The sequence below is a fragment of the Pantoea sp. SIMBA_079 genome (genome assembly GCF_046940275.1).
Taxonomy (GTDB): Bacteria; Pseudomonadota; Gammaproteobacteria; order Enterobacterales; family Enterobacteriaceae; genus Pantoea; species Pantoea borealis.
The window spans coordinates 776,462-790,097 of the sequence record NZ_JAWRYR010000001.1 but is presented as its reverse complement, the minus strand read 5'-3'; the positions used below and the strand labels follow the sequence as shown (position 1 = coordinate 790,097).

The 13,636-nt window shown below is 64.5% G+C and carries 6 protein-coding genes; 3 read left to right on the top strand and 3 right to left on the bottom strand.

Going from position 1 to position 13,636, the window contains the following annotated elements; translation table 11 throughout:
• Positions 1-142: 142 nt before the first annotated feature.
• Together SB719_RS03825 and SB719_RS03820 are read left to right on the top strand one after the other, a co-directional pair.
• Entirely contained in the window at positions 143-1,255 is a 1,113-nt protein-coding gene (locus SB719_RS03825) for a lactonase family protein (protein ID WP_412158904.1), read from the top strand.
• A 302-nt stretch (positions 1,256-1,557) separates the two neighbouring features.
• Positions 1,558-3,669: an FUSC family protein gene (locus tag SB719_RS03820; protein ID WP_314687940.1), complete on the top strand. Its 2,112-nt coding sequence runs from the start codon at positions 1,558-1,560 to the stop codon at positions 3,667-3,669.
• Here SB719_RS03820 and SB719_RS03815 read toward each other — a convergent pair.
• Positions 3,651-8,039 carry an ATP-dependent helicase gene (locus SB719_RS03815; protein ID WP_412158903.1) on the bottom strand — a complete coding sequence of 1,463 codons (4,389 nt, stop codon included), beginning with the start codon at positions 8,037-8,039 and terminating at the stop codon, positions 3,651-3,653. The genes SB719_RS03820 and SB719_RS03815 overlap by 19 nt on opposite strands.
• A 106-nt stretch (positions 8,040-8,145) precedes the next feature.
• On the opposite strand from SB719_RS03815, the gene SB719_RS03810 reads away from it, so the two are divergent.
• Entirely contained in the window at positions 8,146-8,697 is a 552-nt protein-coding gene (locus SB719_RS03810) for a YbhB/YbcL family Raf kinase inhibitor-like protein (RefSeq protein ID WP_065649382.1), read from the top strand.
• Between the two features lie 33 nt (positions 8,698-8,730).
• Here SB719_RS03810 and SB719_RS03805 read toward each other — a convergent pair whose 3' ends face one another.
• The gene (locus tag SB719_RS03805) at positions 8,731-10,935 is read right to left on the bottom strand and encodes a glycosyl hydrolase 2 galactose-binding domain-containing protein (RefSeq protein WP_412158902.1); all 2,205 of its coding nucleotides are present in this window, start codon (positions 10,933-10,935) and stop codon (positions 8,731-8,733) included.
• Positions 10,935-13,631 (bottom strand): response regulator, encoded by a 2,697-nt coding sequence (locus tag SB719_RS03800; protein ID WP_412158901.1) that lies wholly within the window; start codon positions 13,629-13,631, stop codon positions 10,935-10,937. The genes SB719_RS03805 and SB719_RS03800 overlap by 1 nt, the downstream gene beginning before the upstream one ends.
• Positions 13,632-13,636: the final 5 nt, after the last annotated feature.

Below are 13,636 nucleotides of genomic sequence, written 5' to 3'. Positions count from 1 at the left end.
GTTAACGGATATTGCGTTAACGGCCTGCTGCAACATTTTGTCAGTGATCCGCTGAAGGGTGTTATATAACAGTCACTCATCGTCAGAATTAACCCTGGCCGCGCGGCTCCGCATGCGCCGCTTCCTGACCCCGGAGATCGTTATGATAAACCCGTTACGCGCCGCGCTGCTGCTGGCAACGCTGACAGGCAGCACGCCGCTGCTGGCGCAGACCTACGTCTATGTTTCAGAAGCCGGCGACGGCACCATTGCGCGCTACAGTCTGGATCAGCACGGTGCACTGCATCTGCTGGGGCACACCCCGGCGGACGGCAAAGTGATGCCGCTGGCGCTCAGCACAGATAAAACCCATCTTTATGCGGCGATCCGCAGCAAGCCGCTGCAGCTGGCGAGCTGGGTCATTGACCGCCACAGCGGCGACCTGACGCAGAAGCAGCAGGTGCCCGCCGCCGCCAGCTATCCCTGGATCGTCGCCGAGCCGCAGGGGCGTTTTCTGCTGGCAGCCTCCTATGATGGCAATGTGGTTGACGTATACCGGCTGACAGCGGGAGGGAAGCTGAGTGCACCGCCGGTGAGCCGTTACGCCACCGGACCTGCCGCCCATTCGGCGATTGCGGATCCTGCCGGCAAAACGGTGTATGTCGGCAATCTCGGCACCGATCGCGTGCTGCAGCTGACGCTGAGCGACAGCGGCGCTCTGGCCGCGCTCGGCAGCGGTTATGTCGCTACCGCAAACAACAATGGCCCGCGCCACTCGGTGATGTCCGCTGACGGACGGTTTCTGTATAACATCGGCGAAATGGGCGGGATCATCACGCAGTTCCGGCGTGAAGCGAACGGGGCGCTGGTAAAGGTTGCTGAGTTCCCCAGCGCCGTTGCCGCCTCCTGGCATCTGGCAGAGGGGCGCGAGCGGCCGCCGGGATACAGCGATCCCACACCGCGTATCTGGGCCGCCGATATCCATCTCACGCCGGATGGCCACTTTCTTTACGTCAGCGAACGCACCAGCAGCACGCTGAGCGGCTACCGGGTAGACGCAGAGAGCGGGGCGCTGACGTTAGCGGGCAGCTGGCCGGTGGAGAAGCAGCCGCGCGGGTTTGCCATTACCCCGGACGGACGCGGGCTGGTGGTCAGCGGCGAGAAGAGCGCGGTGATTGGCAGTTACCGGATCGATCCGCAAAGCGGGGCGCTGACGCGCACCGGTGAAGCGCCGGTGGGCAGCGATGCCAACTGGGTGACGATCGTGCACTACTGACGGCTGTGCAGGCGGCGTTCTGCACAAAATAATTTTATGGAGCCGCCGCACAGCTGAGAAATGTGACCGCCGACACATTTTATCTGTTAACCGGACGATTCCCTCCGGTGCCGTGCAGCCACTACGCTGGCCGCTGCGGCACCGGCAGCTTCGATAAGCGGCGTTAACGGATAACCGCACACGCGGGGCGTATCATCCAGCATAAATTTTGATGACGAAACAATTTGTCGTAGTTATCTGCGTGAGCGCAGGCAGCAATCTGGCAGGATACGCCGCACTTAGTGCCTTCTGGTCCCTGTGACATGCCGTGGCTTACCCGACCCGCTCTGTTCTTTGCCGTAAAAACCACGCTCGCTGCGTTTCTGGCGCTCTGGCTGGCGCTGGAGATTAACCTGGATCGCCCCGCCTGGGCGCTGACGACGGTGTTTGTCGCTTCGCAGCTCTACTCCGCCTCGACCATCTCTAAATCGCTGTTTCGTCTGCTCGGCACGCTGCTGGGCGGCCTGTTTATCTTTCTGATTTTTCCGCTGACGGTGGCGCATCCGCTGCTGTTCAGCCTGGTGATTTCACTCTGGGTCAGCGGCTGTCTCTGGCTCTCACTGCATGACCGGACGCCCAAAAGCTATGTGTTTATGCTGGCGGGCTACAGCGCGGCGATTATGGGGTTTCCGGAAGTTTACACGCCGTGGGGCATTACCAGTACGGTGCTGTCGCGTATTGAAGAGATCACCTTAGGCATTGTCTGCAGCAGCCTGATACACGGTCTGCTGTTCCCGGTCTCTATGCGCAGCCTGCTGGAGCAGAGCGTAACGCAGTGGTATCTCACCGGCCGCCGGCTCTGTCACGATCTGCTCTCCGGGCCGGTTACCGCCGTCTCGCCCGAGCGCGAAGCGATTCTGACGCAGATGGCCACCGCACCGCAGCAGGTGGAAATTCTGATCACCCACTGTGTCTATGAGGGGGATGCTGCCCGCCGGCTGATCCGCCTGGTCAGCGCACAGTATCAGCACCTCTCCTATCTTATCCCGACGCTGACCGCGATTGAGCTGCGCCTGCAGCGTCTGGCCGCGCGCAATATCCTGCTGCCTGACTACGTGGCGCAGGGATTTCAGCAGTTTCTGCAGTGGCTCAGCGACGGTGAGGCCCCGGGCGATGTGATCGGCATCCAGCTGGAGCTGACTCATCGTCAGGCGCAGGTCAACGCGGCGTGGCGCGCCGGCGATCTGCCGACTGAACACTGCCTGCTGCTGAGCGGGTTACTGGAACGCATGATTGACTTTGTGCGCATTGCCGGGGCGTATCAGAGCGTCAGCGGCATGGTCAGCGATCTGTCCGGTGACACCGCACTGGCGCGCGGCAGACGCACCCACCGCTTCTTTGATCGCGGGCTTATCCGTCTTTCGGCGCTGACCGCTTTCTGCGCCACCTTTGGCAGCTGCCTGCTGTGGATGGCAAGCGGGTGGCGCGACGGCGCCTCTGCCCCGGTTATGGCGGCGATCCTGAGCTCTTTTTTCGCCAGCCTCGATACGCCGCTCACCTCGATGAAGCTGTTTGTGCGCGGCGTGCTGATCGCCATTGGCATCAGCCTGGTGTATGTCGCGCTGCTGCTGCCGCAGGCGACCTCGTTTGAGGCGCTGATGATCTGCATGGCACCGGGTCTTGTGGCGCTGGCGCTGACGATCGCCCGGCCGGCAACCAACCTGACTGGCCTGAGCGTGGCGATTCAGATCCCGGGATTTATTGGCTTCGGTCACCATCTGAAGCCGGATCTGGTGCTGCTGGTCAATAACGCGATCGCCTCGGTCACGGGCGTGCTGTTTGCAGTGATTGCCACGGCCATTATGCGTAACAAGCGCCCCTCCTGGAGCGCCCGGCGCGCGGTACGACGCGGCCTGCGTGAGCTGCTGCGCTTTATTAAGGAGATAGAGCGCAACGGATCGTCGCTGCCGGCCCGGCAGCGCTTTATCAGCCTGATGCTGGATAAGGTCAACATGGTGTTGCCGCGCCTGCGTCTCGATCCGCAGTCAGATATGAGCAGCGCCGGTATGCTGCTTAACGAGGTGTGGCTTGGCGTAAACAGCTTTGATTACTACGCGCGGCATCGGGTGCTGCTGGGTAATTACCTGCTCGACAGCGGGACATTTTTCTTTGAGCTGGGACGGTTTCTGAAACAGCGGCTGAGATCGCTGCAGAGCGTTCCGCACGCTGAGCTGCAGCAGGCGCTCGATCTGCTGCTGCTGCAGCTGGAAGCGCTGGCGCTGGACGATGAGCGTTTATTTACACCGCTGTTTCATCTGTTCAGCGTCCGGCTCTATCTGTTCCCGCAGCTGGCGTGGCCGGAGGCGACGGCGGGCCAGCGCGCCGCCCTGCAGCAGCACGCTCTGCGCCTGCGCGCTCAGCCATCCCAGCTGTAGCCACCCGGCGCGCGCGCAAAGCCTGCCGGCTTCAGCAGGGCGGTAAGCGGCGACTGGCTGGCCGGACAGCCATCAATCTGTTCCAGCGTAAAGCGCAGGCGCGGCTCGCACCGGAGGGCGGTGGCCAGCGCGCCCAGCGCCTGCTGCAGGGTGTCCGGTGACGCACCGGCCGTAAACGTATGCAGCTGTTTGCCGCCGGGCGGCAGCCAGAGTAGCGGCCAGCCCTGGAACAGCACCACCCAGCTGCCGCTGCGGCGCAGCGGTTTCGTCCCGGATGTGGTCAGCGGCCACGGCAGCAGCGTGCCGAACGGGTTAGCCGGATCCAGCGTGGCCAGCGCCAGCGGTACGGCAGACGGCGCGCGCTGCAGCTGGCGGATACGCTCAATCATTGCCGGTTCAGCGAACTGCGCGGCACCCATGCCGCTGACAAACCGCCCGCGCAGCAGGCGTCCCGTATCCTCCATCGCGCGCAGCACCGGCTGCAGTGCCGGAAAACCACCGGGCACGGCGCTGCTCCGGGCAGCGCCGTGCGTCACCACGCCGGTCCGGTCCAGCAGGGCACGGGTCAGCGCCAGCGCGCGTACCGTATCAGCTGCCGGTCTGATGTTCAGCAGCTGGGCGCTGGCAGCCAGTGCCGGACGCCCGGCACCGCCGGGTGCCATGCCAGCATACCGGCCGGCCAGGCGACGGCGTGCCGGACGCGGTTTGCTGCGCAGCGGCGGCATCCGCAGCGGCTGCCAGCTGCCGGACGTCACCCATCCGCGCCACACCAGATCCCACAGCGCCGTGGCGGTATCCTGCGACGTGCTGTCGTCTGCGTCGCTTTCTGTTGCCTGCTGCAGCTGCCTGAACGTTGCGCTGCTGTGCTGCTGCAGGAACGCCACGATCCGTTGCTGTACAGGTGACAACGTCACGATTTGCGCGTCAGCAGGGGGTGTCAGGAGTGCGGCAGCGGCGTCAGCCGGGCAAAATTCAACCCGCTCCTGGCGCGTGCCGGGCGCGCGGCTGCCGCGCCAGAGCACGTCGCCACGCGTCAGCAGCCCGTCCAGCAGCGCAGGATGATAATCCGCGACACGCGCCGGAAAAATCTGGCTCTCCCACAGTCCGGCAGGCAGGGCAACCCCGGCCAGCTGCGCGATCACCCGGCGCAGACCCTCTGCGCCGCTGAGCGGCGCGGTGAGACCATGATGATCCATCAGCGCCTGCACCCAGGCCGCCGGCTCGGCGGGCCGGGTCGCCTCACGCGCCGCCTGCAGCGATGCCAGCCGCAGGCGGCGGAATACCGGCGCGGCGATCCACTGCACCACGCCGGAGGCCGCTTCGCTTCTGATAATACCCGGCGTTTCCGCCAGCAGCTTCCCGGCAATGCCGGCGTCAAGGTCAAAGCGCCGGGCAACCTCATCGGCTGTCACCAGCGTATGCGTGCGCAGATAGCGGCCAATCAGCGCCTGCAGCGGACGAGCCGCGCTCTCCGGGACTGCGCTGCCGCCACCGGAGAGCGCCTGCAGGCGGGCGGCATCTTCCGCCACCGCAAAACAGGCCTGCGCACCGGACGTAACCGGTATGATGCGGCCTGCCTGCTGCAGGGTTTCCAGCACCCCGGTCAGCGGCGGGGTTCCCCGGTAGCGTTCTGCTATCTCTCCGGCGCTGAGCGGCCCCAGTTCGCGCAGCAGATCCGCTACCGCTTCCTGGCTATCAGCCTGACGGTCAGGCGTCAGGCGCTGCAGCAGCTGTTCCGTCTGCGCAATGACGTTCGCGTCCAGCAGTTGCGCTGCCGGCAGTGGCCCAAGCAGCTCGCTGAGCAGCGATGTATCCAGCGTCAGCAGTGCGGCCCGCTGCTCGGCCTGCGGCACCGTCCGGCGATCGGCGTCAGCCAGATGGCCGGTCAGCAGCGCGGCGGCGAAGGGCGAGGGGACGTCAGTTGTTACCTCGCGCAGCTGCACCTCACCGCGGCGGATCTGCGCCATCAGCTGCTGCAGCGCGGGCAGATCGTATACATCCTGCAGGCATTCACGCGCGGTTTCCCGCAGCAGCGGAAAGTCCGGAAACGGACGCACGGCGTCAAGCAGCTCTGCGGCACGCAGCCGCTGCTGCCAGAGGGGCGCGCGCTGTCCGGCACGCTGGCCCGGCAGCAGCAGGGCGCGGGCGGCACATTCGCGAAAGCGCGCGGTAAACAGCGGCGATCCGCTGACGGCACGGCTTACCCGCTGCTGTAAGTCATCTGCCGCAAACTGCAGCCAGTCAGCGGGTGTAAAGGTAAGCGGCGATGGCAGCCGCGTCATAATACCGTCGTCACTGGCGACCACATCGGCCGTAATGCCGTACTGTTCAGCGAGCCGATCGGCCAGCGCCAGCGCCCACGGCGCGTGTACGCGTCTGCCCCACGGCGAGTGCAGGATCAGGCGCCAGTCGCCGTTTTCATCCGCACAGCGCTCAATCAGCAGCGTGCGGTCATCCGGCAGCTGCCCGGTCGCCGCCTGCTGCTCGCGCAGCAGCGCCTGAAGATTATTCCGTGCGCCGGCGTCCAGCGCCGGATCGTTTACCGTGCCGGTCGCGGCGTCACGCAGATAGCGACCGCGTGCTGCGCCAGACGCTGCGGCACGTCCGGGCGTATCTGCCTGCCAGAAGGGCAGCCGTGCGGTGCGTCCCGGCGCCGGTGTGACAATCACCCGGTCGCGCGTAATCTGCTGAATACGCCAGGTGGTGGCCCCCAGCGTCACGATGTCATTGACGCGTGAGCCGTAAACCATCTCCTCATCCAGCTCTCCCACGCGGCGGGCGCCGGCCTGCGCCTCACCTTCCGGCAGCATGACGCTGACGCTGCCGCGATCGGGAATGGCACCGGCGTGCATAACCGCCAGCAGCTTTGCGCCGGGCCGGGCCGTGATGCTATCCGTCTGCAGGTCATGGATCAGCCGCGGGCGCAGCAGGGCGAACGCGTCAGTGTGGTCACGTCCCGTCAGCATCGCCAGCACCGCATCGTAATCGTGCCGTGACAGCGTCAGAAAGGGCGCGCTGCGCGTGACCTGCTCAAACCAGCCGCCGGCGTCCAGCGGCGCCATGGCGGCGGCGGCGATGGTCTGCTGGGCGAGAATATCCAGCGGGTTTTCCGGCACAATCAGCGGCTCCGTCTCTCCCGTCTGCATGGCCGTGACGATCACCGCCGTCTGCAGCAGTTCGCTGCGCGAACGGGGCCAGAACTCGCCCTGCGGCGTACTGCCCGGCCGGTGTCCGGCGCGTCCGGTGCGCTGCAGGGCGCTGGCAACAGACGGCGGCGTACCGACCTGAATCACCTGTCCGACGCTGCCCATATCGATCCCCAGCTCCAGGCTGGAGGTGGCCACCACGCAGCGCAGCGCACCGCTTTTCAGCGCGCTCTCGATCAGCAGGCGCTGCTCCCGGGCAACGGAGCCGTGGTGCGCCCGAGCAATCTCTGCGGAGGCGTCGCGCTGCTGCTGCTGCCAGCGGGCGTTAAGGCGCGCCGTCAGCTTTTCTGCCAGCGCGCGCGAATTGGTAAACACCAGCGTGGTGTGATGGCGCAGCACCGCAGCCAGTATTCCTGCCTCCAGATGCGGCCAGAGCGCGCCGGCTTCGCTTTCGCTTCCCGGCAGCGGCGGGGGAGCCGTCAGATCCGGTACCGGGACCGTCACGCGGAGCTGCAGCGGGCGCGGCATAGGCGGATTAACGATAGTGACCTGCCGGCGACCGGCCAGAAACCGCGCCACGGTCTCCGGCGGGTTGACCGTCGCAGATAATGCGATACGCTGCGCCGGCCGGGCCAGCAGCGCATCAAGCCGCTCCAGCGACAGCGCCAGATGCGCGCCGCGTTTGTTACCCGCCAGCGCGTGAATTTCATCAACGATGACGCTGGTGACCCCGCGCAGCGTGTCGCGTCCCTGCGAGGTCAGCAGCAGATAGAGCGACTCCGGCGTCGTGATTAAAATATCGGGCGGATGGCGTCGCAGCGCTGCACGCTCGCGCGCCGGCGTATCGCCGCTGCGGATCCCGCAGCGGAGCGCGATGGCCGGTTCGCCCTGCTGCTGACGACAGGCGCTGACGCCCGCCAGCGGCAGCTGCAGGTTGCGCGCCACGTCGGCGGCCAGCGCTTTAACCGGCGAAATATAGAGCACGCGCGTGGTTTCACCGGGCGCGACGGTGGCCTCCCGACTGCGCTCGCGAAACAGCGCATCAATGGCGTGCAGAAACGCCGCCAGCGTTTTGCCGGAGCCGGTCGGCGCCACCACCAGCGTATGGCTGCCGCGGGCGATGGCGTCCCAGGCGGCCTGCTGAACCGGCGTCGCCTGATCGAACGTCTGCGCAAACCATCTGCGCGTGGCGGGTAAAAAATGCGACAGCGGGGGGACGGACATCCCGGACTCCTTGCGGGTAAAAGGGCGCGATTAGCAGTGTAGTCGTCCGCGCGCGGCTGAACAGGTTATATACTTGATGCTCAGCGATTTATTACGGGAGCTTTTGATGAACAGCGTAAAAATGGCGTTACTGGCGCTGGCGTTGCCGGTCAGCGCGCTGGCCGCACCGGTATTCACCCTGCAGTCGCCTGATTTTCAGGATGGAGGTATGCTGCAGAAAGCGTTTGCCGGCAATAAACCAGGCAATCCGGCATGCAGCGGCGAGAACCTGTCGCCCGCGTTCAGCTGGCATGATGCACCGCCGGGCACGCGCAGCTTTGCGCTGCTGATGACCGATCCGGTGGGGGCAAAAGGGCTCGGCGTGGTGCATATGGTGGCGTATAACATTCCGGCCGGACGGCAGCAGTTTGCGCGCGGCGAACTGAGCAGAGGGGCCGGTTATACCGGCGGCACCAACAGCCCCGGCACGGCGCGCTACTATGGACCCTGTCCGCCTGCAGGCAGCGGCATGCATCACTACAATTTTGTGATTATCGCCACCGATCTGCCGGCAGACGCGCTGCCTGCCGGGCTGACGCATGATGCGCTGATCGCTCAGCTTAAAGGCCATGCGCTGGCTGGTGCCACCCGCGTCGGCCGTTTTACCAACGACGAGTAAACCACCACGCCCGCGACCTTGCCGGGCGGGTCGTTACCTGGCATCCGCGGGCGCCACCTCCAGCTCCAGCTGGTTTTCTGCCAGCGTTTTTCCCTGTGCGTCGATAAGCCAGGTCTGCACCCGCAGCGGGGCGGCGCTGATGGGGGTGAGCGGGACATCGAGCACCTTACGGCCGGTGTCAGCGGCTGCCGTGACCTGCCGTTCGCCGCTGGCGAGCAGGTGACCCTGCTGGCCGGCCCGCCAGCGCAGCGTCAGCGCCGGAAACGTCTGCGGCAGGTCGTTGATGACCCAGAGCGACAGCGCGCCGGGCCGGGCAGCCTGCCAGTTCATCGTATGGGGATCGATAGAGGGCAGCAGCGGCTGATAGGCGCGCTGCAGCGCGTAATAGCCCGCTTTCGGCTGACGCCGATAATCCACCACGCCCCAGTTGATTGAAGGCCAGGTCTCAACAAACATAAACTGAAACAGCGCGGTCACCGGCTGAAAGCGCTGACGCCGGTAGCTTTCAGCGGCAACGGCGACCAGTTGCGCCTGATAGCGCTGGGTATTTTTGATGAAGTCCTGAATGTTCTTGCCCCGGCTGATGCCTGCATTTTTAAACGTCTGGATCGGCTGGAAATTATGATACTTCCAGCGGGTCCAGAGCGGATCGCCAGGTTCGGTTGAGGCAGGCCACCATTCGCGGCGCGGAATGATCGTTTTCAGCGTCGCCAGGTCTGGCAGCGCCTGTGCACCAAACTCCGTGACGGTGGCCGTTTTTGCCGGTTCAAGCAGATTATTCAGCGTGCCAAAATACCAGCCCGCCCAGTAGTGCTCCTCCACAGCCGAATAAGGATGCACGATGCGGCTGCGATCTTCCGCCAGCGCGTCGGCTACCCGCCGGGTCAGAGTACGATTGAGATCTTTATGCCAGTCGGGAAAGCGCTTTTCCATCCACGGTGAGTTAAACGGCGGCTCGTTCTGGCCGCCCCAGACCACGATAGCCGGTGAGTTGCCAAACTGCCCGATCATCGCGCGGGTCTGCGCCACCGCGTTATCCGCAAATCCGGCAGAGTCGTTATAGCCCCACTGCAGCGGCACATCCTGCCAGATCAGCAGGCCGCGCTCGTCAGCCGCCTCATAAAGCGCCCGGCCCGCAACGTGGCCATGCACGCGGATAGCGTTGGCGTTCATCTTCTCCACCAGCGCAAAATCGCGCAGATAGCGCGCTTTGTTCATGCTGCTGAGCCACGGTGAGCCGATGTAATTCGTACCGCGAACAAAGATGCGCCGATCGTTAATGCGCCAGCCCTGATTATTTTCCAGCGCCTCCACCTTGCGCAGACCGGTGCGGCTGCTGCGCCGGTCCATGACGCCGCGATCGTCACGGAGCGTGGCGCTGACCTGATAAAGATGCGGTTTGCCGTAATCCACCGGCCACCACAGACGCGCCGCGGGCATCGGCAGCGTCACCCGCAGGCGCGCCGGCGCGTCGCCGGTGGCCGCCAGCCGGACGCGCTGCTGCAGCTGAAACGCGGTGCCGGAGAAGTTATCCGGCGCGGCGCGCAGGGTCAGCGTGGCATCAGCCGCGACCGGGGCGCGATAGCGCAGTTCGGCAGAGAGCTGCGGCTGCGCCAGCCCCTGAGACCAGTCAGGACGCAGGATCAGCTGATCGATCGTTGCGCCGCGGCTGATACGCAGCCGCACCGGCGCCCAGATGCCGCCGGAGTTCGCCTCCTGACCGCGATCGCTCCAGGCGCCGCCGGGGCGCGTATCATGCTGGTTCAGGATCCCTTTCATCAGGTTCTTATGCAGCGGCCAGGTGCCTGGTGTCGCTTCGCGCGGGCTGTCGACCCGCACGGCCAGCCGGTTGTAGCGGCGCAGGCTGTCGGTGAGATCCACGGCAAAGCGCTGGAAATATCCTTCATGCTGCGCCAGCTGGTGGCCGTTGAGCCAGACGTCAGCCAGGTAATCAACGCCGTCAAACTCCAGCGTCGCCCGCTGATCCGCCTGCAGCGGCGGCAGCGAGAACTCATGGCGGTACCAGAGCGCGCCCTGATGATCGCGTCCGGCGGTATACCAGTTGGCGGGGACGCGCAGCGTCGGCCATTCTCTGTCCGTGCCGCGCCAGCCGTCAAAGCCGGGCGTATTGGCGTCATGCACGCGCCATTGTCCGGCCAGCGACCAGCTGACCGGTACCTCACTGACCGCCGCAGCGGGCAGGCTGACGATCAGCAGCAGGGGCAGTAACGTTCGCATCAGTTCTCCTCCAGCAGCGTGCGCAGCTGCTGGCGCACCCGGGTACTCTGTTGTGTCAGATCTTCGCGCAGCTGCGCTGCGTCAAGGACATCACCCTGGCGGATGTGTGTTTCAGCGGTTTGCAGCGTATGGGTTAACGCCGTAAACCCGAAAATAGCGGCTTCGCCCCGCAGCTTGTGACAGTGGCGTGACACGCTCGTCCAGTCGCTCTCATTCAGCGCGGTCATCAGCTGCGACTCGATCTCCGTCAGGGATTCGGCAAACAGCAGCAGCAGTTCACGCAGCAGCGACTCGTCCAGCCCGAGCTGCTGTGCCAGCGCGGCGACGTCGCCGGGTGGGGCTGGCATTTCGTCTGCGGCCGGATCGGGCAGCGCCATAACGCGGCCGATCTCCTGGTGCAGCATCTCCTGGCTCACCGGCTTGGCCACGTAGCCATCAAAGCCGTTCTGCAGACAGTACTCCTCGTCGCCTTTCATCGCGTGCGCCGTCATGGCGATGATGCGCTGATGGCGGGGCGGCGACGCGGCGGCTTCGCGTTCGCGGATCAGACGCGTCGCTTTTTCACCGTCCAGCTCCGGCATCTGCAGATCCATCAGCACCAGGTCCCAGCTATCCTGCGCCAGCAGCCTCAGCGCCTCCAGGCCGTTACCGGCGATGGCAAAGTGATGCCCGAGCCGGGTCAGAAAGTGGGCAGCAAGCTTCTGATTCACCAGATTATCTTCGGCGAGCAGAATGCGCAGCGCCTGCGTGGCGGGGTCGGTCACGGGGCTGGCCGGCGCGCTTTCCGGACCGCTGGCGTGCTGCCGCTGGCCGGATGCGGCCGCCAGCGCATCATAGAGCTCACGCTGATCGATCGGTTTTGCCAGAAACTTATCCACGCCAAGCTGCTGCAGCTGTTCCGCGTCCATCGCCCGGCTCATTGAGCTGAGCATAATAATCTGACTGGCTGCCAGCTGCGGGTTGGCACGGATCTCCCGCGCCAGGTCGAGGCCATCCCGATCGGGCATCTGCGCATCCAGCAGGATCAGCGGAAAGTCGGGCTGCGCCTGCAGCAGCGCCAGCGCATCGGCGGCGCTGGCCGCCAGGCTGGGCTGCAGACCCATATTGCGCAGCATATTGCCCAGCAGATGGCGGTTGGTGGCGTTGTCATCCACAACCAGCACCGGTACCGGCGTCAGGCGCAGTGAGTGCCGCACCGGATCGCTGTCGTGCTGCGCCGGCAACGGCAGAGAAAAGGTAAAAGTACTGCCGCGCCCCGGTTCACTCTGTACGGTGAGCGAACCGCCCAGCCGCTCCACCAGCCGGGCAGAGATGGTCAGCCCGAGCCCGGTGCCGCCATATTTGCGGGTGGTAGAGGTGTCTGCCTGGCTGAAGGATTCAAATATCAGCTGCTGCTTCTCCGGTGGAATACCGATGCCGGTGTCGCGCACCTGAAAGCGCAGCCGGTTGTGCGTGGCATCGCGCGTCACGGCCAGTTCAACCTCGCCCTGATGGGTAAATTTCAGCGCGTTGCTGATGAGGTTGGTCAGGATCTGGCGCAGGCGTACAGTGTCAGCGAGAAAGGTAGCGGGGACATCCGGGGTGACGTTAATCAGCAGCTCCAGCGCTTTTTCGCTGGCGGCCGGCATCAGCGGCCTCGCCACGGCGTGCAGAAACGGGCGGATCTCAAACTGCTCTTCATCCAGCTCAATTTTTCCCGCCTCTATTTTGGAGTAGTCGAGAATATCGTTAATGATACGCAGCAGGGTGTGGGCTGAGTGATAGACCAGCGTCATGTACTCACGCTGTTCTGCGGTCAGCCGGGTATCAAGACAGAGCTGCGTCATACCCAGAATACCGTTCATCGGCGTGCGGATCTCATGGCTCATGTTTGCCAGAAACGCGCTTTTGGCTTCGTTGGCCGCGTGTGCAGCGGCAATGGCCTGCAGTGAGAGCTGCTCTGCCTCTTTACGCTTGGTAATATCCTGCAGCGTGCCAATGACGCGTTCCGTTTCGCCGCTGACCGTAACGCTGGCCACCTGACCGGAAAGCAGCATCCAGCGGTAGTTGCCGCTGCGGTGCAGCAGGCGAATTTCACGTTCAAACACCGGCAGCTGTTTATTGCTGGCGGAGGCAAACAGCTGCTGCAGCGGTTCGCGATCGTCCGGGTGCAGCAGGGTATCGAGAAAGGTGGCGCTGTAGTGCCAGGTTTCACGCGGATAGCCCAGCATATTGAGCAGCGCATCATTGACCTGCAGCAGATCGTTCTGCTGCTGCCAGTCCCAGATGCCAATCTGGGTCGATTCTGCTGCCAGCACAAAGTCAGCGTGCAGCTGCCGCCGCGACGCGTCAATCAGCGTATAACCTGAGACGTCAATATGCAGACTGACTATCCCGCCTTCAGGCGTGCGGTTATGCTGGACAAACACCTGCCGGTTAGCAATGCGCCGCATCTCACTGTGGTTGTCGAGCCGGCAGCGGCTCACGAGGTTATCGATCATCGCCTGACGGCTGCGGTCATCCTCTGTCATGTAGGCGGAAGCGATAAAATCCTGCGCCAGCTCGGTCAGCGTCATGCCGACGCGGATACGCTGCTCCATCCCGGGATAGAAACAGACCACCTGCTGGTTATACGCCACCAGCCGCTCCTGCGCGTCATACATCAGCACCGCGGCACGCAGGGAGTCCAGCGCTTTGGGTAACAGGCTTTCCGGCATCAGTT